Source organism: Glaciecola nitratireducens FR1064 (assembly GCF_000226565.1).
In the GTDB taxonomy this organism is placed as follows: domain Bacteria; phylum Pseudomonadota; class Gammaproteobacteria; order Enterobacterales; family Alteromonadaceae; genus Glaciecola; species Glaciecola nitratireducens.
On the sequence record NC_016041.1, the window covers coordinates 1,702,016 to 1,726,274 of the forward strand.

General features: G+C 40.8%; 18 protein-coding genes and 1 pseudogene. 11 read left to right on the forward strand and 8 right to left on the reverse strand.

Annotated elements, in window-relative coordinates; genetic code table 11:
• The first annotated feature begins 2 nt into the window (after positions 1-2).
• Entirely contained in the window at positions 3-2,174 is a 2,172-nt protein-coding gene (recD, locus tag GNIT_RS07375) for an exodeoxyribonuclease V subunit alpha (protein ID WP_014108543.1), read from the forward strand.
• Between the two features lie 21 nt (positions 2,175-2,195).
• Here the strand turns inward: recD and GNIT_RS07380 are convergent, their stop codons facing one another.
• Complete coding sequence (locus GNIT_RS07380) at positions 2,196-2,600, reverse strand: hypothetical protein (protein ID WP_014108544.1); 405 nt, start codon at positions 2,598-2,600, stop codon at positions 2,196-2,198.
• Between the two features lie 369 nt (positions 2,601-2,969).
• Between GNIT_RS07380 and GNIT_RS07385 the strand changes: the two are divergent.
• Positions 2,970-4,859 (forward strand): annotated as a pseudogene (locus tag GNIT_RS07385) (zinc-dependent metalloprotease); the annotation flags it as partial.
• Positions 4,860-5,188: 329 nt separating this feature from the next.
• On the opposite strand, the gene hemN reads toward GNIT_RS07385, so the two are convergent.
• Positions 5,189-6,541: an oxygen-independent coproporphyrinogen III oxidase gene (gene hemN, locus GNIT_RS07390; RefSeq protein WP_202945475.1), complete on the reverse strand. Its 1,353-nt coding sequence runs from the start codon at positions 6,539-6,541 to the stop codon at positions 5,189-5,191.
• Positions 6,542-6,747: 206 nt separating this feature from the next.
• Between hemN and GNIT_RS07395 the strand changes: the two genes are divergently transcribed.
• Genes GNIT_RS07395 through GNIT_RS07410 form a run of 4 tightly spaced genes read left to right on the forward strand, consistent with a single transcriptional unit; the run spans position 6,748 to position 10,721 of the window.
• The gene (locus GNIT_RS07395; RefSeq protein ID WP_014108547.1) at positions 6,748-7,419 is read left to right on the forward strand and encodes a histidine phosphatase family protein; all 672 of its coding nucleotides are present in this window, start codon (positions 6,748-6,750) and stop codon (positions 7,417-7,419) included.
• Between the two features lie 34 nt (positions 7,420-7,453).
• Positions 7,454-8,680, forward strand: a complete 1,227-nt coding sequence (locus GNIT_RS07400) for an acyl-CoA dehydrogenase family protein (protein ID WP_014108548.1) — start codon at positions 7,454-7,456, stop codon at positions 8,678-8,680.
• Positions 8,681-8,686: 6 nt separating this feature from the next.
• Entirely contained in the window at positions 8,687-9,745 is a 1,059-nt protein-coding gene (locus GNIT_RS07405) for a phosphotransferase family protein (protein WP_014108549.1), read from the forward strand.
• Between the two features lies 1 nt (position 9,746).
• The gene (locus GNIT_RS07410; RefSeq protein WP_014108550.1) at positions 9,747-10,721 is read left to right on the forward strand and encodes an NADPH:quinone oxidoreductase family protein; all 975 of its coding nucleotides are present in this window, start codon (positions 9,747-9,749) and stop codon (positions 10,719-10,721) included.
• Positions 10,722-10,842: 121 nt separating this feature from the next.
• Here the strand turns inward: GNIT_RS07410 and GNIT_RS07415 are convergent, their stop codons facing one another.
• The gene (locus GNIT_RS07415) at positions 10,843-11,241 is read right to left on the reverse strand and encodes a DUF3718 domain-containing protein (RefSeq protein WP_014108551.1); all 399 of its coding nucleotides are present in this window, start codon (positions 11,239-11,241) and stop codon (positions 10,843-10,845) included.
• Positions 11,242-11,444: 203 nt separating this feature from the next.
• Complete coding sequence (locus tag GNIT_RS07420; protein ID WP_014108552.1) at positions 11,445-12,209, reverse strand: SDR family NAD(P)-dependent oxidoreductase; 765 nt, start codon at positions 12,207-12,209, stop codon at positions 11,445-11,447.
• A 320-nt stretch (positions 12,210-12,529) separates the two neighbouring features.
• On the opposite strand from GNIT_RS07420, the gene GNIT_RS07425 reads away from it, so the two are divergent.
• From GNIT_RS07425 to GNIT_RS07435, 3 genes are all read left to right on the forward strand, one after another.
• Positions 12,530-14,644, forward strand: coding sequence for a 3-hydroxyacyl-CoA dehydrogenase NAD-binding domain-containing protein (locus GNIT_RS07425; RefSeq protein WP_014108553.1), 2,115 nt, complete (start codon positions 12,530-12,532; stop codon positions 14,642-14,644).
• Between the two features lie 61 nt (positions 14,645-14,705).
• The gene (locus GNIT_RS07430) at positions 14,706-16,505 is read left to right on the forward strand and encodes an acyl-CoA dehydrogenase C-terminal domain-containing protein (RefSeq protein ID WP_014108554.1); all 1,800 of its coding nucleotides are present in this window, start codon (positions 14,706-14,708) and stop codon (positions 16,503-16,505) included.
• Between the two features lie 210 nt (positions 16,506-16,715).
• Positions 16,716-17,726 carry an alpha/beta fold hydrolase gene (locus GNIT_RS07435; protein WP_014108555.1) on the forward strand — a complete coding sequence of 337 codons (1,011 nt, stop codon included), beginning with the start codon at positions 16,716-16,718 and terminating at the stop codon, positions 17,724-17,726.
• 59 nt (positions 17,727-17,785) lie between these two features.
• Here the strand turns inward: GNIT_RS07435 and GNIT_RS07440 are convergent, their stop codons facing one another.
• Entirely contained in the window at positions 17,786-18,685 is a 900-nt protein-coding gene (locus GNIT_RS07440; protein ID WP_014108556.1) for a LysR family transcriptional regulator, read from the reverse strand.
• 145 nt (positions 18,686-18,830) lie between these two features.
• On the opposite strand from GNIT_RS07440, the gene GNIT_RS07445 reads away from it, so the two are divergent.
• Positions 18,831-19,274: a MaoC family dehydratase gene (locus GNIT_RS07445; RefSeq protein WP_014108557.1), complete on the forward strand. Its 444-nt coding sequence runs from the start codon at positions 18,831-18,833 to the stop codon at positions 19,272-19,274.
• A 72-nt stretch (positions 19,275-19,346) separates the two neighbouring features.
• Here GNIT_RS07445 and GNIT_RS07450 read toward each other — a convergent pair whose 3' ends face one another.
• The 3 genes from GNIT_RS07450 to GNIT_RS07455 form a co-directional block, all read right to left on the reverse strand.
• The gene (locus tag GNIT_RS07450) at positions 19,347-20,321 is read right to left on the reverse strand and encodes a patatin-like phospholipase family protein (RefSeq protein WP_083822426.1); all 975 of its coding nucleotides are present in this window, start codon (positions 20,319-20,321) and stop codon (positions 19,347-19,349) included.
• The gene (locus GNIT_RS17990; RefSeq protein WP_014108559.1) at positions 20,318-20,485 is read right to left on the reverse strand and encodes a hypothetical protein; all 168 of its coding nucleotides are present in this window, start codon (positions 20,483-20,485) and stop codon (positions 20,318-20,320) included. The genes GNIT_RS07450 and GNIT_RS17990 overlap by 4 nt, the downstream gene beginning before the upstream one ends.
• A gap of 646 nt (positions 20,486-21,131) precedes the next feature.
• A complete protein-coding gene (locus GNIT_RS07455; protein WP_148261698.1) occupies positions 21,132-21,626 on the reverse strand; it encodes a hypothetical protein in 495 nt (164 codons plus the stop codon).
• Between the two features lie 788 nt (positions 21,627-22,414).
• Between GNIT_RS07455 and GNIT_RS07460 the strand changes: the two genes are divergently transcribed.
• On the forward strand, positions 22,415-24,115 hold the full coding sequence (locus GNIT_RS07460) for a DUF262 domain-containing protein (RefSeq protein ID WP_014108561.1): 1,701 nt from the start codon (positions 22,415-22,417) through the stop codon (positions 24,113-24,115).
• Positions 24,116-24,259 lie beyond the last annotated feature (144 nt).

Consider the following 24,259-nt stretch of genomic DNA (forward strand, 5'->3'; position numbering starts at 1 on the left):
GTATGTTATTTTCTCTTCCTCCCGCTATTTCAAAAAAAATCGGCTACGCAACGTGCACAGATTGTCTGCTAGTATTGGCTGACATCCAATCGATTGACTACTATTTTGCAAACAATGCTATCATGCAACGCTATGAATACGAGGCTGAACATGTATTTTTTAGCGATCAACAATCCCTTGCTCAACTATTTCACATGCTGTTGGCACTCTCCTATTTTCAACGTCAGGGACATAGTTGCTTAACCATTTCCGCTATTGCCGATCAGATCTACTGGTCTGAAGCTGATGTTATTCAAAATGAGCAGGCTTTAAGTCAAAAAGAAACGCGCATAAAAACAGGCTTTTCGTTTGCAAGTTCACAGCAACTTAGCGATGTAATTCAGCAATTTACGGAAATTGTGCCTTCAAGAAAAGATATAAACTGGGATGCACCGAATTTATATACTGCGCGTTATGCTAATTATGAAAATGAAGTAGCCCGATTTTTCAGAGATCAACAGTCGAAATACTTGGCGTCTTCAGGAGATGAATTTGCGCATTTGCAGCAGTGTGCAGATAGCCTATGGCCAACGCTATTCCCAATAAAACCGCAGCAAGGTACAGATTGGCAAAAGGTTTCGGTTGCCAACGGGCTTATTTCCCAAACTTCAATTATTAGCGGTGGAGCTGGCACGGGCAAAACGTATACCGTTGCAAGATTGTTATTGTCTTGGCTATTTACACAAAAGAAAGCGGGTTCAGGCAAAGCAAAATTAATGCTGGCGGCACCGACCGGGAAGGCAGCACAGCGCTTAAATGAGTCTATCTTAGGCGAGTTTACGCAACTGCTTAAAGTGAACAAAATAAATCATGTTAGTGCGTTAATTGATGATTTAATGCCAATGATCAAAGCAAAAACGATTCACCGTCTGCTTGGCTTGGGAATGCATGGCATTGATCCGAAATACAACGATAAAAAGCAATTGGACTGTGATTTCTTAGTCATTGATGAAGTATCTATGATTGATTTAGCCATGATGGCAAAGCTACTTCGGGCACTTCCAAAAGGCGCTAAGCTAGTTCTGATCGGAGATGCAAACCAATTGCCATCTGTTGAAAGCGGAGGTCTATTAAAAGATTTAGTTAACCAAGAAACCTGGCGCAGCGCGGCCGCGTCGAGCGACTACTCTAACGTTTACACTCAATCTCACCTAAGTCTATTGCGTAAGTTAGCGCCGGATCTAGTGTCTGCCAATCTTCAGGAAGTTAATGCTGGAATGAACGGAAATAGCGAGACAGAGCCAGTTCATAGAGCATATCAGTACAATCATGTAACATTTTTACAAACAAGCATGCGTTCGCAAAATGAGATAACGCAATTGTCTCAATGCATTTTACAGGGAAAACAGAAGCCATTTTTGTCGCTATTATCACCTCTTAAAAGTGGGAATAATGGTTCCGATGGTGATAATCAGCAGGCAATACAACAACTATCGTTATTAATGGAAGAGCCAACTGCGCCTGCCATTGCTTGGCATGAGAATGCTTACACGCCAAATGGAACAATAAATGCAGAATTATTAGCATCCATCGCACAGCGTTATCAGGGCATATTCGAAAGTCGAAATGCGGATGAGGCCATTGCTCAACTCAAACAATATAGGTTGCTGTCACCAACTAAAAAAGGCCGCCTAGGGACAGAATTTTTAAATACACAAATTGAGCAACAGCTGCGAAAACGCTTCTCGCACGTCAACGTTGGGCAGATTTATCGTGGTATGCCCATCATGATCGTGCAAAACGACTACCGTTTAAACTTATTCAATGGTGATATCGGCGTTATTTGGCCAAACGAAAACGGCCATTTAGAAGCGTGCTTTTCCGCTCCTGAATCACTTGAACCCCATGTAGCGTTTAGCATTACTTCGCTACCCGTTTTTGAGATGGTATATGCGATGACTATTCATAAAACGCAGGGCTCGGAATTTGAGCATATTGATATACTACTGCCAAACATTCCTGCAGGCGATGCAGCGCTTCAAAATAACCAACACTTAAGCAGAGAGTTACTCTACACGGGAGTAACAAGGGCGAAAAATAGTCTTGGCATTATAGCGAGTTTATCAGTGTTAAAAGAGTGCATAGGTAAAACATCGACGAGATTGAGTGGCTTGAAAAGTAAGTTGAGTGTATGAACTTTATTGCTAGTTGAATGATTATTTGCGTATATTAACGACTACAGGGTTCAGTAACTCAGGAACAATAGAGAAAGTCAGAATAGTTTTGGATAGCTTTAAATCATTATTGACGGTATGTACCTTTACTGTTTTTGAAAAAAACAATTGATGTTGCTCTACTTTTAAAAAGTGTTGAGCATCAAAATACCGTTGTTGGTTTAAGCACGCTAATTTAGTCAATGATGAGTAGTCAATCCAACCGATGGGTTGACATGGATAAACGATGCTATTCTCCAACGTGGCGATATCTTCTCTAAATGTCAGGTTGGCACCAAAAACTGGGAGGTCAGATAAAATTATCTTGGCCTCTTCATCTGCGACCAATGACAAAATTTTACAAGCTATCGTTTGTTCCAAGTTGTTATTAGCCTCTGAGTGGGGCATAGTTTCTCCCTTAAAGACACCTGTGATTTTTTTGAATGTTTACAGCAAACAAAAAGGTGTTATTTAAAATGTAAGCTAAGGTAGAGAATAGGTCATAAATCGATCGTCGCTGATGATTCAGATCAAGCAATATGTAGACAAAATAAAAAATAACAACATTATTGGGAGTGGTGTCAAATGGGTTCGATCAAGTGGATGAATTCCGTCTTAATAGTAGCTTTGCTATGTTTATCGCAAGTTGTTCAGGCTAAAGATAATAAAGATTTCATGAAGGCCAAACAATCAATGCCGGGTTTCGTAGAAGTTGTCTACGCTAACACCGAGGATAAAGTGTACTTGGCGCTAGATACAGGTCAGCTGAACCAGCAAATGCTGTTTCAAAGTAGTTTACCTCAGGGGGTTGGTTCGAACGATATCGGTTTAGACAGGGGCCAGTTAGGCGATACGCGACTAGTTGAATTTCAGCGCTTCGGTAATAAGATACTGTTGAAGCAGCTAAATACTGATTATCGCGCCAGTGCAACCAACGTCGCTGAGCGTCAAAGCATTGATGAAGCCTTTGCTGATTCGGTCATTGCCGGATTTGAAATTGCATATGAGCATGGCAACAAAATTTATATTGATTACACTGCCTTTTTGTTATCCGATGTGCACGGGGTTGCAGAGCGATTGAGTCAAACCGGACAGGGGAGTTATTCCCTCGATACAGGTCGCTCGGGCATCTATCTGCCAAAGACCAAAGCATTTGAGCGCAATACTGAACTTGAGGCACTTGTTACATTTGCGGGAAAACCACAGGGTCAATATATTCGACAGGTGACACCTGATGCGAAGAGTGTGTCAGTGCATTTACATCACTCTTTTGTTGCGCTACCAGACGATAACTACAAAGTGCGCACTTTTCATCCTTATTCCGGATTCTGGAAGCACAGTTACTTCGACTATTCAGTCCCTATAGACGCTGAAATGGAACAGAAATTTATTCCGCGTCACCGTTTGTCTAAGAAGAACCCGAATGCAGACGTTAGTGAAGCGCTTGAACCTATTGTTTATTATTTAGATCCGGGGATCCCAGAGCCAGTGATGACTGCACTCAGAGAAGGTGCGTTGTGGTGGGATCAAGCCTTTGCAGCTGCTGGTTATAAAAATGCATTTCAAGTTAAAGTGCTGCCTGAAGGCGCTGACCCAATGGATGCACGTTATAATGTTATTCAATGGGTGCATAGAGCAACCCGCGGTTGGTCCTACGGCAGCTCGGTCATTGATCCGCGCACGGGTGAAATTATAAAAGGGCATGTCACGCTAGGTTCTCTAAGAGTAAGACAAGATTATCTAATCGCATTGGGCATGACGAGTCCTTTTGACAGTGAAAACACGGGTAAAGCTAACACTGACAAGCAGTTGGAAATGGCTCTAGATCGCATTAGACAGCTTTCTGCGCATGAAGTTGGACACACTTTAGGCATTGCGCATAATTTCGCAGCGAGTGAAAACAACCGAGCGTCAGTAATGGATTATCCGCACCCACTTATTACGTTGAAGGATGGCGAAATTTCACTGGAGAGTGCCTATGAACAGGGAATTGGCGACTGGGATAAGTACGTTATTGCTTATGGTTATCAAGATTTTTCTGGTGCAGACGAAAGTAAAGCGTTGCGCGATTTAGTATCGCAAGCAAGAGAACGTGGATTTTTGTATAAATCAGACCCTGATGCAAGAATTGCAAAGCGCGCATCTAGCGATGGCCATTTATGGGATAACGGTAAGAGTCCAATAGACGAGTTTATCCGAATGAGTGAGCTTAGAAAATTTGCTTTAAGTAATTTCGGTGTTAACTCACTGCCAGCTGGCGCCGACTTGTCATCGCTAGAGGAACGCTTGGTACCAATTTATTACTCACATCGCTATCAACTCGACGCATTGGTGAAGCAAGTGTCAGGCTTGATTTATGAATATGAGCAAAAAGAGCTTAATTCACCAGTGAAAGGTAATTCTTTTGTTGCTGGGGAGTACCAGCTCAAAGCGGCTGAAATGATAGTTGATAGCGCCTCTGCGAGCTATCTGGCAATACAACCTGCTCTGACAAAACTGATAAATCCTAAAGCCTACGGCAGCAGTAGATATAGAGAGAGCACTAACGGCAGAATGGGGATCGCATTTGACCCTGTGAGCGCCGCTGAAGCTGCTTCAGGTTATTCAATCACTAATTTGCTAGAGCCAATAAGACTAAATCGCTTAGCTTATCAACATTCAATTGATAGCAGCATTCCCAGTCCTCAAAAAGTAGTGAATATGGTATTTGAGAACTTGGTAAAGACGCGCTCAGCTGACGTTTTAGAGCAACGTATTAAGCTAGTGGCGTTAAACGTTTTCTTTGATGTTTTAAAAGCTGATGAACTATCGCCGGAAGTTAAGTTGGTGATGCAGGCTGAATTGCTGAGTTATCAGGCTTGGCTAGCTAAGAAAGACAAAAGTGAGCAGGGCAAGGTTTTGTCAAAATACATCGAGCACTATTGGACATCAAATGAATGGCTAGGCAGTTTTGCAGTTAAGCAATTACCACCAGGCTCACCCATTTAGTCTGCTTACTAAATAACTTGGCTGTAGCGCATTTGATGCGCAGGCTGAGTTAGGTATTGATCAAAGCTCATACAGATATTGCGGACCAACAACCTGCCACGGTCCGCAATATTGATATGAGTGTCGGTCATGGATATTAGTCCATCTAGTTCAAATGTATGTAAATCCGCAATTGATTGAGCAAAATAGTTGTCAAAGTTGATACCAAACTGCTCTGATATGTGTTCTTTGTTGACTTGGAAGTTACACATCAATGAATGAATGACGGCACGTCGAACCTCATCGTCAGCGTTTAAAACCAGCCCTTTTACCAGGGCAGATTGATTCTTTTCGATTGCTCGATAGTAACTTTTCAAGTCTTTTTCGTTTTGTGCATACACGTTTTCAATACTACTGATTGAAGAAACGCCTAAGCCCAATAGGGCGTTATGTTGCTTTGGTGTATAACCTTGAAAATTTCGATGTAAACGACCTGATTTTAAGGCTTTACTTAGCTCGTCACTGGGCTTTGCAAAATGATCCATACCGATAAACACGTACCCTGCGTGGGTTAAAAACTCAATACCGAGTCTTAGCAAATCAAATTTAGCGTGTGCGTTAGGCAGCCATTCATCTTTAATTTTTCGCTGTGCAGCAAAAAGCGCAGGCATATGGGCATAGCTGAAAAGTGAGATCCTGTCTGGGTCAATATCGATGACTTTTTGCAAAGTAGCCAAAAATGTATCGAAAGTTTGCATAGGCAAGCCGTAGATCAAATCCAAATTAATGGATGAAAATCCTAATTCTTTCGCTCGAGCTACAAGGGAGGCAATGAATGTTGTGCTCTGAACCCGATTGATTTTTTCCTGCACTTCCTTATTTATATCCTGCACGCCAATGCTTAAACGGTTAAAACCGATGTCAGCTAAATCATCGATGTAGCTTAATTCAATCTCCCGAGGGTCGATTTCAATGCTGGCTTCGATATTCTCAGTAAAAAGAAAGTGACTTTGCAGATGTGCCATGAGTCTGGCTAATTGCTGTTTATCTAAGAAGCTAGGAGTGCCGCCACCTAAATGCAGTTGAGTAACTTGATAGCCTGAAAACTGTGCACCGCGATGCGTGATTTCTGTAAACAAATATTCAAGGTAGTGGTCCGCTTTGTGCTTATGACGGGTGACTATCTTATTGCATCCACAGTAGTAACAAAGTGAATGGCAAAAAGGAATATGTAGGTATAGTGATAAGTGCTGAGCGCTCTTACTGGTCGATTTTTGCTTTATCTGAAACTCAAAGTCTCGATCACTAAATTCGTCGTGAAATGACAGCGCAGTTGGGTAGGATGTATATCGCGGCCCTGCGGTATTGTATTTATTCAGCACGTTCTTATCGAAATACTCAAGCTTAGACATATCATTATTTTCACTATTACTTAATTGATGCCAGATTATAAGTGAAGGTCGTTGAGCAATAATTGATCTCAAACAGGTTTCCATACAATTCATGAATAACCCTATATCAAAACAATCAATTACCCTTATGCTGCTAAAGCACCTAACATTTTGTTTACACATAAAAGGAATAAAGCATGGCTCAATTATATCTCGTTCGTCACGGTCAGGCGTCATTTGGTGCAGCAGACTATGACAAATTGAGTGAAATAGGACATCAGCAATCGGTCCTGTTAGGACAATACTTCGCCCATCGCGACATTAAATTTGATAGCGTGGTAACGGGTGATATGCGTCGGCATAAAGAAACGGCGGCTGGCATTCAAAAAGGCGGCGAAAGTAGCATACCTGTTATTACCGACGCAGGCTGGAATGAATTTGATTTTAATGCTGTTGTAAGTTCGTACTTAGCATTGAATCCTAAAATGCGTCCAGCGGGTGACGCGCCAAGAGCTGACTTTTATCGATTGCTAAAGAATGCAATGCTGGCTTGGTCTAAGCAAGAGATAGGTCAAGAGCTTCCAGAGTCATGGAGTGAATTTACGGGGCGAGTAGCAGGCGCTGTAGAACGAATTTGTGCATCAGAAAATAAGAATGTACTTGTGGCAAGTTCCGGCGGCGCAATTGCTATCACCATGATGAATATGCTTGGATTGACGGTAGAGAAAACAGTTAATTTCAATTTACAAATCAAGAACACGAGTATCAATCATTTTTTCTTTAACCGTGATGGTATTCAATTAAGCAGTTTCAATAATGTGGGGCATTTAGATTTGCCGGAACATAAATCATTAATTACTTATAGTTAATAAACTCAATAACCAGCTTACGCATGGGGCGAATATGAATTTTGATTACACTGAAAAAACCAAAAATAATATCGAAAAATTACAGGCTTTTATGGATGAGCATATCTATCCGAATGAAACAATTTACCATGACTTAGTCCATCAATCCGAGAATCCATGGGTAACCCCGCAGCTAATGCACGACCTAAAAGTAAAAGCAAAAGAAGCCGGTTTATGGAACTTGTTTTTACCCAGTGAATATCTGCCATACGGTGCTGGCCTTACTAATCTTGAGTATGCGCCGTTATGCGAATTGATGGGACGCGTGTTGTGGAGTTCAGAAGTATTTAACTGCAGCGCACCAGACACAGGTAATATGGAAGTGTTGGCGAAGTATGGTAATTCTGAACAACAGAAACAGTGGTTAGAACCTCTACTCAATGGTGAAATTCGTTCAGCATTCGCAATGACGGAACCAGCCGTTGCTTCATCTGATGCGACCAATATTGAGACTTCTATTCAGCGTGAAGGTGATGAATACGTGATCAATGGTCGCAAATGGTATACCAGCGGAGCCATGAACGAGAATTGTCGCATTATGGTGGTCATGGGTAAAACCGATACATCCGCTGCTCGTCATGAACAGCAGTCGCAAATTTTAGTTCCTTTAGATACACCGGGAGTGACTATCGTGCGCCCAATGTCTGCTATGGGATACCTAGATGAACCTGTTGGTCACGCAGAGATTTTATTTGAAAATGTAAGAGTTCCAGCAAGCAGCCTGTTGGTGGGCGAAGGTAAAGGTTTTGAAATTGCACAAGGTCGATTAGGTCCAGGGCGAATTCATCATTGCATGCGTCTTATTGGCTGCGCTCAACGAGCATTAGATGAAGCATGTGTGCGTGTTGAAGAGCGTATTGCTTTTGGCCAACCACTAAGCAAGCAACAATCAGTGCGCGAAAGTTTAGCGACAATGTATTGTAAAATTGAGCAAGCAAGATTACTCACTCTCAAAGCTGCGGATCATATGGATAAATATGGCAATAAAGTGGCTAAAAACATTATCGCTGCAATTAAAATTGTTGCTCCTAAAATGGCATGTGAAGTGATTGATGAGGCCATTCAGATCCATGGGGCTGCCGGAACATCACAAGACACAACGCTAAGTGCAACATTGGCTTACGCACGCACTATCCGTCTTGCTGATGGTCCTGATCAGGTGCACATGATGCAATTGGGGCGGAACTTAGTTCAGCAAATGTCAGCAAGAAATCAGTCGTAGAAACAGATGAGCTTTAAGATAACGCCAAACCTAAACTCTCTTCAAGCATATTGCGATAGCAATGTGCCTGAGGTGGGTGAGCTATTGTCGCTGCAAAAATTCAGTGGTGGTCAATCAAATCCGAGCTTCAAATTAACAACCAGCGTCGGTGAATTTGTATTGCGCCGACAACCACTTGGCCATTTGCTTAAATCAGCGCATGCAGTTGACCGCGAGTATCGCATCATTGCTGCTTTGCAAAATACGAATGTTCCCGTACCAAAAGCAATTCATCTTTGCACCGACGTCGATATTATTGGCAGCCAGTTTTTTATCATGACTTTTGTGGCGGGTGATATTTTTTGGAATGCCTCATTAGCCGACCTAGACGATAGGCCTTGTTTTGGTGAGTCGCCAAATTCAAAGCGAGCAAAAGTTTATGATCAGATGAATCAGGCATTAGTGCATTTACACAGTATTAATCCTGAGGAAGTGGGCTTGAGTGATTTCGGTCGTCCGGGTAACTATTTTGCTCGTCAGTTAGACCGATGGACAAAACAATACATTGCTGCAAAAACTGAAGAGAACCCTAACGCAGAATTTCTGATCCAGTGGTTAGGTGAAAATTTACCAGAAGGTGATGGCCTTGTTTCAATTGTGCACGGTGATTTTCGCTTAGATAATATGATATTTTCGCATGACAGCCAGAATTTATGTGCCATTCTTGATTGGGAACTGTCGACTCTCGGGCATCCCTATGCCGATTTAGCTTATCAATGTATGCAGTTGAGATTACCTGCCAATATGGGAAATGTGCCTGGCTTGGGAGGAATATACAGAGAAGAGTTGGGGATACCAAGTGAAGAGGATTATGTTGCATTGTATTGTCAGCGAGCAGGTATAAGCAAGATAGACAACTGGCAGTTTTATATCGCATTTAGCTTTTTTAGATTACTCTCAATAGTCCAAGGCGTGGTTAAACGCGGCAAAGACGGAAATGCCTCAAATCCAAAAGCATTGGAGCTCGAACAACTATTAACACCATTATCAAACCTCGCAGTGCGAGCCATAAAGGAAGATTACTAATATGAAAGCAATTGTTTGCAACGAGTTTGCCCCTGTTTCGGAATTGAAACTTCAAGACATGCCCGATCCTACGGCAGCTAAAGGCCAGGTCGTCGTTAATGTAGAGGCGGCTGGCGTTAATTTTCCTGACAGCTTGTTGGTTCAAGGTTTATATCAAATGAAGCCTGACCTACCGTTTATTCCTGGTAGTGAAGTTGCGGGTACTGTTGCTGAAATCGGTGAGGGCGTTGCTCATTTAAAAGTGGGTCAGAAAGTGATCGGTCTATGTATGTTGGGTGGCTATGCTGAAAAAGTCGCATTACCAGCAACCCACGTTATTCCAGTGCCTGATGGGATCCCGCTGGATGAGGCGTCTGCTTTGGTCACTGCGCATGCAACGGCGCATCATGCTTTGAAACAAAGAGCTAATTTATCAAGTTCTGATACTTTGCTAGTTACCGGTGCTGCTGGTGGAACAGGTTTGGCTGCAGTGCAAATTGGCAAGTTAATGGGCGCGAAAGTCATTGCTGTTTGTTCAACGGACGAAAAGTGTCAGGTAGCAAAGGATAACGGTGCTGATATTTGTATCAATTATACTGGTATAGATTTAAAGGCCGCTATTAAAGAGCACACGAAAGGCAAAGGTGTCGACGTTGTTTATGAATGTGTGGGTGGTGAGATGTTTCACACGTGTTCTCGCAGCATGGCGTGGAATGGTAGGCTTTTGGTGATTGGGTTCGCTGGTGGCGAAATACCTAAGTTTCCAGTCAATCTTTCATTAGTGAAAGGGTTCTCAGTTGTCGGTGTTTTTTGGGGCTCATTTACGCAACACCAGCCGCAAGATTTTATGGCCAATATGAAAGAGCTATTAACCTGGTACGTACAAGGTCAAATTAAAGTGGTTATCGATGAGCGTTTTGCGTTAGCTGATGCTGTTGATGCTATAAACAAAGTAACGGATAGAAAGGTGAAAGGGAAGGTAGTTATTACGCCTTAACTTTTTTGATTTTTAGAATATTTAAAATAAAAAAGGCGACTCTTTCGAGTCGCCTTTAGTGACGAAGGATACTTCGTCTACCATGTTGAAACTGTTTTCAAAATGGTTGCTCAAAAACGTATTAGATACGTTCCTGAAGGGCAACAGCAATTGGATTGTCTGCTAAACCTTGTTCAGTTAACCAAGCCTGAAGGGTTTTACCATCTTCTTCTGGTGTCTCTAAATCTTTCTTCGGCATTTTCTTAACCAAAAGCGTTCCGGCTTCAATGGCATTGTTCAATGCAGCTTCGCGTATCATACTATTACCATTGCATTTAATGCCTGTGTAATAATCTTTCAACTGTAGTCTAAAGCTAGAACGTACACCTTTGATTTTTTTGCGTAACTCACTTTTATCGTCCGCAACAACGATACTACAGATATTAGCCAATGCCGATTCAACATCACTCGCTTGAGTAGGAGCTGAACTTAAAGCAAACGGGATAGCAACTGCAAGTGCGTATAATTTCGTTTTCAACATGATATTTACACCTTTCAATTTTTGGGTTCGAAGTGAATATACGCATTAAAATGCAGTTGTTCAGTCAGTACTTGGATACTAAGGTATTTTAAGTTATACTTTGATTTTGTTGGTTTTAAAGTAAAACCAACAAAATCAAGTGGTTAACTTTTTTGTGTGTTTTTAACTTTTTTGAAATTTATCTTTATTATTTCTTGTAGCCCTTACCAGGCGGTCACTCCACCGTCGATCGCAATAGTTTGCCCATTCATATACGTATTTCCAGGTGACAAGATTAATAGCATCACGTTGACCATTTCCTGTGGATCGCCAAGACGCTTCATGGGCGAACCTTTTGCCAACATAGCTCTTGCTTCCTCAGTATTCAGTCCTTCAACATCCATAATATTCGTTGGGCTAAAGAAAGGGCATATTGCGTTTACTTGAATATTGTAGCGTGCATACTCAACAGCTGCTGTTTTGGTTAAGCCGGTTACTGCATGTTTTGCAGCAACATAAGCGCCTGCTTTGGGCGCGCCGCCTAATCCGGCTAAAGAGCTAATATTAAGAACGTGACCATGGCCAGTTTTTAACATAGCTGGAATTTGATACTTCATACCAAACGCGACACCCTTTACGTTTACCGCAAATTGAAGGTCAAAGATCGATTCAGTAAGTTCATGTGTTGCCGCCATTTCATGTGCAATTCCGGCATTATTAACCGCAATATCAAGGCTGCCAAATTTGCTGATAGCAAGCTCCACGAGTTGTTTTGAATTGGTTTCATCAGATACATCGCCTAGTAATGAATATGCCCTGTCAGAAATGACTAGACTGTCAACAGTATTATCTAAGCCTTCTTTATTGATGTCGCTGAGTACTAAGTTACAACCTCGTTTGTTTAGTTCGATGGCAAGCCTCTTACCGAAACCATTTGCCGCGCCAGTGATAATCGCGGTTTTGTTTGTAAAATCTAATAAACTATCCATTTTTCTTCCTTTATTTTTTTAATGCGAAGTATCTAAAATTGTTAATAATTAGTTAATGGAGTTAGTATAATCCGTCAAATATTCACTAGCCATTTATAATTTAAATAGATATCTATGGCGGAAAGCTAAGATATAAAATTTAAATCTGGTCATTTGAACAACGAAGTCAACCGTCAATTTCAACGAACAACATCCTCTTAATTAGAGCGCTTTTAAAGAACGCAATCAGCCAAACTTATTTTGCTGTATAAAATCAATAAAGTGGGCTGATAGCGTCATTTGCCATAGTCTTAGATTATGTGATTAATTTGGGAAAAGTTATGTCTAAGCAATCAACTCCAGTAACCTATAATCAAGAACAGCATCTCGCCCTCGTGGGCCTAAACGGCGCTCCTGTAAACGCACTATCAAAGGCGCTTCGAATTGGCATTATTGACAGTGTGAAGAAAGCATTGAGTGACGACAAAGTAAAAGCAATTGTGCTGTATTCGCATTTACCTTTGTTTAGTGCCGGTGCAGACATTTCAGAATTCAGCGGTGGTGATTTGTCTCCTATGCTGCCCGAAGTTCTCGACGTGATAGAACAATCTACAAAGCCTGTGATTGCTATTGTTGGTGGTAACGCTTTTGGCGGTGGGCTTGAGCTAGCATTAGCGTGCCATTACCGCATTACGCATGCAAAAAATAAAGTAGGTCTGCCTGAAGTCCATTTAGGTATTTTACCTGGCGCTGGCGGAACACAAAGGCTACCTAGATTAACGGATCCTAAAACAGCATTGGATATGATTGTTAGCGGTGCTCCAACCCCAGTTACGACCCTTAGCGGTGTATTTGACCTGATAGTAGATTCTGCTGATGAGCTGCAGGCTGCAGCAATGGCCTTTGCTACTGACGTTGTTGAACAGCAGATGCCAGTCAAAAAGGTGTGTGACATTGAGCTATCAATGACAAGTGATATTGAAGCATTGTTCGAGCAATATGCGCAAGGCGTTGCGGCAAAAACAAAAGGTTACTTTGCGCCAGGTCACTGCGTGCTAGCCGTCAAGGCTGCGTTTACACATGACTTTAAAGACGGTTTAGCTCGTGAATCTGAACTATTCATGGAATGCATGAAAACATCGCAAGCGAGAGCACAGCAGCATTTCTTTTTCGCTGAGAGAGCGGCATCGCATGTTCAAGGTATTGCAAAAGACGTTGTCGCCCGAGATATAAAACAAGTCGCAGTCATTGGTGCTGGCACAATGGGCGGCGGTATTGCAATGAACTTTGCAAACGCGGGTATTCCTGTTGTCATGCTTGAATTAAAGCAAGATGCATTAGACAAAGGCCTAGCATTAATTCGTCGCAACTATGAGAATTCAGCGAAAAAAGGTAAATTAACGACAGAGCAAGTTGAGCAAAGAATGTCCTTGCTGACCGGAACAACCAGTTACGAAGACTTGTCGAACGTTGATTTAGTCATCGAAGCTGTATTTGAAAAGATGTCGGTGAAAAAAGAAGTGTTTGGAATGTTGGACAAAGTTTGCAAGCCGGGAGCAATATTAGCGTCAAATACGTCTACGCTAGATTTGAATGAAATTGCTGCTTCTGTCTCTCGTCCGCAAGATGTCATTGGTTTGCATTTCTTTTCGCCAGCCAACGTGATGAAGTTACTCGAAATAGTACGTGGTGAAAAAACCGCTGACGATGTTATTAAAACCGCAATGAAGCTTGCTAAAACCATCCGTAAGGTTGGTGTTCTTGTGGGCGTATGTTTCGGCTTTGTTGGCAATAGAATGATTGAACCTTACGGTAGAGAAGCGAATCGCTTAATGCTTGAAGGTGCGACGCCCGAACAAGTTGATAAAGTGATAGGTAAATTTGGGCTGCCAATGGGTCCGTTCACTATGGGTGATATGGCTGGTTTAGACATTGGTTACTTTGTCCGTGAGTCGCGCAGAGAGTTCATCAAACACGATCCAAGCTACTGCATCGTTGCTGATAAATTAGTTGCCCAAGGTAGAGTTGGATTGAAAGTGGGTAAGGGTGCTTATTTGTATGAGCAAGGCAGCCGTCAACCTATCCCTGATCCAGAAGTAATAGAAATTGCGAAGCAAGAAGCTAAACGACTAGGCATTCAACAGCGTGAAATTTCGGATCAGGAAATTTTGGAACGCTGTATTTATCCATTAATTAACGAAGGTGCAGACATTCTGAAAGAAGGAATTGCATCTAAGTCGAGCGACATCGATGTTATCTATGTATACGGTTATGGCTTTCCAGTATTTAGAGGTGGCCCTATGCAATATGCAGACGAGATTGGATTGGCTGAAGTTCGCGACCGCCTAAATCATTATAAAGAGACACTTGGTGAATACGGACAACATTGGTTTACGCCTTCATCGTTATTGAATGACCTCGCAGATGCTGGCAAGACCTTCGGTTCACTAAAGTAAACAATATAAATATGTAGAATAGCTGACAAAAACAGCTATTGGGAAGTTGAAAGAGGAAAGTATGCAGAATTTTAAAGCACCACAAAGAGACACCTTGTTCGTAACCAATGAATTGCTTGGTTTTGAAGAGCATTATCAACGTTTGGGTTTCGAGGATGCTACTGATGATTTAGTGAAAGCTATCTATTCGGAAGCAGCGAAATTTGCTGAAAACGTGTTAGCACCAATTAATGCCACTGGTGATGAAGAAGGCTGTCAATTCAATGATGGCGTTGTAACAACACCAACGGGCTTCAAAGAAGCTTATAAGCAATATGTCGAGGGCGGTTGGCCATCAATGTCGCATCCTGTTGAGTTTGGCGGTCAAGGCCTTCCATATTCACTCGCTACTTCAATGGCAGAATGGTTTTCTGGCGCAAACCATAGTTGGGCAATGTACCCTGGTTTGAGTCAAGGTTGTATGGAAACACTCAAAGCCCACGGTACCCCAGAGCAGAAGAAAATCTATCTTGAAAAGTTAGTTGAAGGTAGCTGGACAGGCACCATGTGCCTAACTGAATCACACTGTGGTTCTGATTTGGGCATGCTTAAATGTAAAGCTGAGCCGGCAGAAGACGGAACTTACAAGCTAACCGGAACCAAAATCTTCATCTCTGCTGGTGAACACGATATGTCGGATAACATTGTGCATATTGTATTAGCGAGATTGCCCGATGCACCGGCCGGAACAAGAGGGATTTCATTATTTATCGTTCCCAAGTTTAATGTAGATGCAGACGGAAATATTACCGATCGCAACGCAGTAAAATGCGGTTCAATAGAACACAAAATGGGTATTAAAGGGAGCGCAACTTGCGTTATAAACTTTGACGCTGCGAACGCTATTTTAATTGGTGAGCCTAACCGTGGTCTTAACTGCATGTTTGTTTTCATGAACATGGCAAGAATAGGTACGGGTGTTGAGGGCTTATCTGCAACTGAAGCTGCATTTCAAGGTGCATTAGCTTACGCACAAGATAGAACACAATTTCGTTCAATGACAGGTGTCAAAAACCCTGATGGTCCAGCTGACCCAATCATTGTGCATCCTGACGTTCGTCGCATGTTGTTAACTCAAAAAGCATTGCGCGAAGGTAACCGAGCACTTGCTATTTACTGCATGCAGCTGGTTGATATTACGCAGTATGACCAATCGCCAGAAGCGAAGAAAATTGCTGAAGCCAAACTCGCACTGCTTACACCTATTGTTAAAGCGTTTTTAACTGAAACAGCGCAAGAGACAACGAGCTACGGTATGCAGGTTTACGGTGGACACGGATACATAAAAGAGTGGGGCATGGAGCAGTTGGCTCGCGATACTCGTATTTGCACAATGTATGAGGGCACAACGGGTATTCAAGCCATCGATTTACTAGCGCGCAAGATAATGGGTTCGAAAGGAGAGCTTTTAAAGGTCTTTACTAGCGAAATTAAAGCTTACTGCGCGACAATCCGTGATAAGCAGCAGTTTAATCATTGGTCTAATGCGATCGAGTCTCACGTTGATGAATGGTTACAAATGACAAATGACATTGGTCTTTCAGCAGCGAACAATCCTGACGAGTTAGGTGCAGCTTCTGTCGACTACCTCATGTACTCTGGCTACGTGACTGTCGGTTATTTCTGGCTGAAAATGGCGGTTGTTGCTCAACAGAAAATCGACGAAGGTACGTCTGAAGTTGATTTCTATAATGCTAAATTACAAACCGCTAAGTTCTATTTCGATAGAATGTTAACGCGCACTAGATCATTGGTGTCTGCGATTAACTCTGGTTCAGAAAACCTCATGCAGATGGACGCCGAGCACTTCTATCAAGGTTAATACGCCGTAGTGTAAAAACAGCAAAAAGGCGAATTCTTTAACGTTTTCGCCTTTTTTTATGAGCGTTTTTTATTTGTAATTGCGCTGAGGCGGATGCGAATGATGCTATTCGATTACCGAAGCGCTATATACGCTATTTAAATTTTATAAAGCCTTGTTAGTATAGTAGTCCCAACTAGGTTTGATTTCTCTTCGATAAAAGGTGTCTGAATGATCAGCGAATATAAAGTTGTATTGTCAACGACAACAATCCAATATCTCAGTGCCAATATTGAAGACCTCAACGTTAAGCCGATTATGCTGTTTTTCCATGGTTTTCCAGAATGCAGTTGGGCATGGGAAACGTATTTGCTCGAGATGTCCGCTGAGTATTGTGTTATTGCACCTGACTTGCCTGGTTATCGCTTGTCTAGTGGCTTTAAAAGCAGCGATGAATATAATATTGAAAATCTCATTGGCGTTATGGCTGAATTTGTAGAGCGTATCCTTAACGAGTCCTCGCAACGCAAAGTGCATCTCATTGCTCACGATTGGGGTGGCGCGATTGCCTGGCCCCTTGCCGCTTTTCATGAACCTTTGTTCCACAGCCTCACAATAATAAACGCCGCTCATCCTAGTGCTTTTACTCGAGAAATGAGAGACAACCTTGTTCAGCAGGAGAAGAGTGAATACATTGCAGACTTTATGCAAGACGATGCTGTGACTCAAATGCAGTCTAATGATTATGTGTTGTTTAGAAAGCTATTAGGTCACCAATTTTTTAATTCTGAAAGCAATATTGAGGCGACCGGCAGCGTAACTTCTTCTGGCGATTCAATTGCGCTGCAAGCTCAAGTTAGACAACACAAGAAAAGCCTATTTACATCACAACAATTGAGTGAATATAAAAGACAGTGGGACGACTCAAAAACGCTTACAAATATGCTTAGCTATTACCGCAAAATGCCGCAAATTAAAACCAAAGGTTACGTTAGTCAGCAAGCACCTTTGAAAATTCCTAATATCCGGATTAACCTGCCAACACTCGTTATATGGGGTGAGAACGATTCAGCATTTGTGATTGATAATCTGAATGGTCTTGATGAATGGGTGCCGAATTTGCGTATTTGTAAAGTGCCAGGTGCGAGTCATTGGGTACATCACGAGCAGCCAGAATATATTATGAGTATTTTAAATGAGTTTTTAATTAATCTACTGCCAAATAATGACGAAAAAGATTAATAATAAATATCAAAAAAAACGAGCTAAATAAGCTCGTTTTTTTCAAGTTGTTAATAGTGCTAGTGGTTATAAGTTTTAGATACTTCTAAAATTTGTTCTCGCATCCAAATGTGTGCGTGGTCATGGTCTGCGCTAACATGCCAGTATAAGTAATACTCTACATGCGGCATTTCGAAAGGCATTTCGTAAATTGCCAGATCATAATGCTTGGCTAAGTGATAAGGTAGGCAAGCAATTAAGTCTGTTTTAACGATTGCACTTGGCACGGTTAAGAAATGTTGACCCCGCATAACTTCTTTTCGTTTTTTTCCTAGTTTATCTAACTCAATATCAATGGGGCCAACGCCCTTCTTGCGATGAGAAACATTGATATGGCCCAATTCTAAGAAAGTATCTAAATTTAAGCCATTCTTAAGCAAGGGATGATTTTTGCGCGCTAGAACGACATAGCGGTCCGAGGCAATTTTCTGTTTTAATAAATGAGGGTCAGTGTAGGTTGAGGCATCAGCAAAGAAATCTAAACTGCCACTCGCCATCGCAGAGACAACGTTAGTTCTCGCTATCTCATAGTTGGTCAGCGTAATATTCGGTGCACGATTTTGTAGAAGCGCCATCAGTCTTGGCATAATACTCACTTCTAATAAATCACGACTCGCAAAATTAAACGCTTTATGCGCTGTCGAGGGCTCAAAAACATGCGAGTCTTGCACGCTCTTGCGCAACAAGCTGAGCGCATCACGAGCCGGCCCAATAATATTCTGCGCAACAGGCGTCGGTGTCATGCTGTGGCCCGTGCGGACAAATAAGGGATCGCTTAACATCTCGCGAAGACGGGCAAGTGAATTACTCACTGCTGGCTGAGTAATACACAGCACATCTGCTGCTTTCGTTAAGCTGCCTGCTGTGTAAATAGCATCAAATACAGCAAAAAGATTGAGATCGATACGATTCAAATTCATCTTATAATTATTTCCTATAATGCGGCATTGTTATTTATTATTCGACAAAATGCCTTAAATCTATCATTAATGTCATTCTATACATTAATATAATTGATAGTATAAATCGAATTCAATACAAATTAGTAATAAAAATAGGATTATGATGGAATTTTCGAAATTAAACGTCGGTGACAACTTACCTGAAACCGCTTGGTTTAAAATTAGCCAACAGAAAATCAATGAGTTTGCTGTAGCTACTGGGGATCACCAATGGATCCATATCGACAAAGAGCGCTGCGCTAAAGAAAGTCCATTCGGCACTCCTATTGCACATGGATTTTTATCAGCATCCTTAATGCCCATGATGTTTGAACAGGTGATCACCGTCGACCCAGCGCGCAATACCATGCTTAACTACGGTATCGATAGCCTGCGATTTCTTGAACCTGTCAGAGTTGATGATGAGATACGATATCAGTTTAAGGTCACTGATATTGAGGAAAAGCCAACAGGAAGATTATTTAAAGTTACTGCACAGGTGAATATAAAAGACCGGGATAAGCCTGCTTTAGTGGGTACTTTTCTTACCTTATTGATTGAGAAATGAAATATAAGTTTGAGAATGCACATGCATGCAAATTTAACCGACGGCTTTTAAAAACTAGGCGTGTGGTCAGTTTTAAATCAGACAAAATGGCGGCTTCTTATGCCTTGTTTGATGAGTTTGTAAAAAAGCATTTCCTGCAGTAATACCGGCATTGTAATCATGTTGTAAATCTTTATCGCTACTTCCTAAGAGTTTGCTATGAAGAGGCTTCTTTGCAAAGATTTGAACAAGCTCGACATCGTCAGGTGGGTCTGCGATAAAGGCAAGTTCTTGCTGATAAGCCTGTTCATGCTGAGATAAGTAGTCAATGGTCTTTGGGCAATAACCTGATTTGCATATCCATGCCTGTAATTTATGCACCCAATCCGATTGACCGTTAAAGTTAGCATTTACAGTGCGAACAACAATTATTTTTCTAGCACCTCGCCGATATGCTTCTCGCACAGGTAAGGGGGCCGATAGCCCGCCGTCGAGATAATAATCGTCTTTTGGGTAATCAGCTCTTGGCTCCGCTAGAGTGACTGAGTTAGCGGTGAAACGAGGGGCGAGCTTAACGCCTCGTCGATATAAAAAAGGTAATGCACTTGAGGCTTTTAGTAATTGGCGCCAGTATTTAGTATTGCCATTGGGGCTTAAAAAGTAGCTTTCTCTATCGCCAGAATTGGTTGTGGTGATCAACAACTCGCGTTCCCCCAGTGATTTTTTTGCCGTCTCAAAGTCTAAGGCAAATTTGCCACGAATGGTTTTATCAAAATACCAATCTAGATCGACAGCATTTCCTCCAACTAATCCACGGCGCAACTGATAAAAGCGCTTTTGACCTGACAAGCCTCTTATTAGCCGCTGGGCGTAACCTTTCTGTCGAGATAAAAAACTCGTTAGATTTTGTGAACCAGCCGATGTGCCTATTAGCAAATCAAAGGGATCAAAGTCATGCTCTAACCAAGCATCTAATACTCCAGCAGTAAATATTCCTCGTTGACCACCACCTTCGGCAACAAGTGCTACTTTAATCGGGGATAATTCAAGAGTATTACTAATTGCTATTCATCCTTAAGAGAGTAAACAGGGCATACGCCAACCCTGTTTGTTAACGGTGATGCGATGCCAATATAAGCCCAGATTTCCGTAATGTTGGTCGCTAGGGCTAATGGAAACGTATCGGTCGACGAACGTGTAGAACCCGCAGGAGTGGCTTCGTTGTTTTTCATGCGCTTCTCCTTATCGATAAGATAAATTTTTAAATTTTTCGACTTGGTGTTCGCTATCTTCAATGGAATGTTACGCAATTTATTGCAGCTTGTCAGTGCGCTATCCCACCGTTTAGATTGATTAGGGCAACCGTTTTCTATTGATTACGGGAAATGGTGGTTTCCACCGATGAATTTCAAGCAAAAAAAAACCAACACAAAGTGTTGGTTTTTTAAAGTGGTTGCGGGAGCAGGATTAAATAAGATCCTACCTAATCCATTCAGAAATATCCGACGCCGCGGATAGTCCAATTAGTCGTTTTTAACGGCCATTTGCATTCTGAGGTTCGAAAGTGTCTTTTCTGGTTGGTATCATAAACCTACCATCCACTGCACAAAACGGAAGTGTGACTAAGCAACTCTCAAATGTTAATTCCAACCCCAGAATGCCAACAGCCTTTTTAACATTATTTTAATCGTCTACTTGTATAAAATATTGATACACATCATGTATTTCATGGTTACTTACAGTTAAATTCATGGCTGAGCCTCATAAATAAAGAGTCTTCAGTTTTTATGTAACTATCTGTATTTAAAGCATATTTACACAATGTTTCTTAAATTTACCTTCTGTTATGTTTTATTCGTGTCACAACAAGTGGTTCGTCTATGAATTTTTTAAAGCATCGTAATCCACTTGTTTAATGATGTGATACTTAGTTTCACCTTTGCCCACAAAATGTGGTGATACCATAAATAGGCTTGAACCTTTATTTTTGATACAACCAAGTTTTTTGAGTTCTGCCAAATTGTTGCTAAAAGAAGTGCGTGTAATTTTCAGTAAAGAACTAAGTTTTTGCCTAATCGCGGGTGATAAATCAATTTCGTTATCGAAATTCATCTCGGTAGCAATACACAAGAACGTTGTTAGCTGAGATTTACTAAGTTTAAAAAGTGGTGTATTTTCAATTGGGAGCCAGATAAACGCGGGTGCTCTTTTTCTGCTTGTGTGGCGTTCTTCATGATGTTCACTTGTTTGTTTTTCAACAACAGCACCACTTGTATCTTTTGTAAGAGTTTCCGTCTTTACTGAAAAAAATTCTCTCATTTTTAAATTCCTTTTTAGATTATGTAACGACATCATTGTCATTGCTATAAACATTATATCATCTAATTTTCAATAACTTACCGACAAAAAATTGACAACAAGCATTTGACCACCGACTAATAAGTTTCTTAAGCAATATAACAAAGCAATTACTACTTTTAAAAATATAACCTCTCAGACTCAGTAACTTAATATACATATAATATTTTGTACTATGGATATAACTAATCGGAAAAGCTGATTTTATTGGCTATATAACCAAGCTTTTATTGTTTCTTCACGCTTTTTCAGTTAAACGACATATTCTTGACATTTTAATTAGCTTTATGAGCGTTAATTGCATCCATTTTCGCCACACTTAAAGCAAGCTATTTAGGGGGGAATTGCTAACGGTACATCAAAGTGAAAATGATAAGCGATATCGAGCAGAAGCAAAGTTGACCTATCACGTGTTCGCACGATATTAACCTGACTATTGAATAAACTTATCCGAAAAGGGGAATAAGCTGCTCCAAGTGCACATTAGTCACGGATAAAATGCGCAGCTATTGAGCTGCAACGAGAGAACTGTCCCAAAACACCGAATTGGAAGTAAATATATTTGTGCAATAAATCGTAAATTCTTAGCAAACGAGTTGATTAAATACGATTCTTATTTCAGTCAATCTTTTGATAATTTGAGATTAATTAAAATTCCAAGTTAGATTGTATTCATAAACTGAAAATTGTTACTATCAAAGTGAAGATGACTCCAGACTTAGGGGAATATCACAATGCGGCTTTCATAATAAGTTGCCGCATCCTGAGAAATTCAGAGATCGTTTAATATATGGAAATAAAAGATGAAAATAGAATCTAAAGATACTGATATCGAAAGCTTACTTGTTGGATCATATTTTCACATCCCAAGGTTTCAAAGGCCATATTCTTGGGATGACGAGAATCTGAATGATTTCTGGAATGATGTAGTAGTTAATCAGTCTGAAGACTACTTTATTGGTTCCATGGTTGTTTTCAAAAAAGAGAAGCAGCAGTTTGGAGTTGTTGATGGTCAACAACGACTTACAACGATAACAATTCTTCTTTGTGTTATTCGAGACTGCTTTTTGAAAGTAGGTTCGAATGACTTAGCGGAAGGGATTCATCAGTTAGTCGAGCGCAAAGATAGAAGTAATAGAAACGAGTACGTCTTAAAAACAGAAACATCTTTTCCATATTTTCAGGAACACATTCAGAAATTTGATGATGATCCTGAGTTAGACGTAGATATTCAAATTGAAGAGAAAAACCTTAGTAATGCTCATATTCGCTTTAACAAACTCGTCGGGTCAGTTATCAGCGCAATCGATAATGATGCGTCAATACCCGAAGAAAATAAAAATCAAGTAAAGATAGATAAATTAGTAAATTTAAGGGATGCGGTTCTTAACTTAAGTCTAATTTTTATTACTCTCGATAATGAAGATGATGCGTATCTTATTTTTGAAACTCTTAATACTAGAGGAAAAGACCTTGCGTTAACCGACCTTGTAAAAAATCATTTTTCAAAGCATCTAAAGGCCAGAGGTGCGGTGGATCATGCGAGATTAAAGTGGGAGTCGATGCTAGATACCATACATAACTCATCAAGTGATATAGCGTCTGATAATTTCATCTATCATTTTTGGTCTTCTAGGTATGAAGCCGTTCCGTTAAAGAAATTATTTCCTAAAATAAAGAAAGAAATTATAAAGGCAACAGCTAAAGAGTATTTGAATTCGTTGGTATCGGATTCAAAAATATATCGTTCAATACATGAGCCTACTTATGAATGGTCGAAGAATGAATCAGAGGTTTCTGATTCATTATATGCGTTACAAATGTTTAAGTTGTCTCAACCTACTCCGGCAACCATGTCGCTAGTGCGAGCTTATAGGGAAGATAAAATTAAGTATAAAAAGCTTCGTGACTCTCTGAGTGCTATAGAGAAGTTTCACTTTATATTTACAGCAATTACTTCTTCAAGATCCTCCGGTGGCATATCAGCAATGTATTCTTCGTTTGCAATTAGGTTGTTTGAATCAAAAGATTCTCAAGAAGCGTCAAACTTAATTCAAGAGTTTGTGACAAAACTGAGAGATAAACGACCTTCATTGGAAGAATTTAACGTAGCTTTTAAAGAGGTTATATATACAAACTCAAATTCGAAACAAAAGAATCTAGTTCGTTATATTCTTGAAAAATTTTCGTTGCATTATGGATATAAATTTCCTGTTGATTTTGATGAATTGACAATCGAGCATTTGTCTCCTCAAAAAAATATTGGTCACGATGGTTGGACAGAGTCATCTATTGGTTGCTTGGGAAATTTAATATTCCTTGACCAAAAAGTTAATGGCGAGCTAGATATTAAAGGCTTTTTAGAAAAGAAATACATCCTTAATGATACGGGTTGTTCGTTGCCGGAGTTTATTTTAAACACAAACGAATGGACCCCTGATCACGTTTACAGAAACGCTGAAGAAATGGCACAAGTTGCTTATTCAGAGATATGGAGAATATAACAAATCCAGAACACAAAAACTCAACCGAGCCCTTGCTGCTGTTACTTTTTTAGTAAGATGTTGAGTTTTCGTTATCAGGAACAAAGTTGATTACACCTTACTTATGAGTCACTTTATGGACTTCCCAGATTTTACTAGACATTT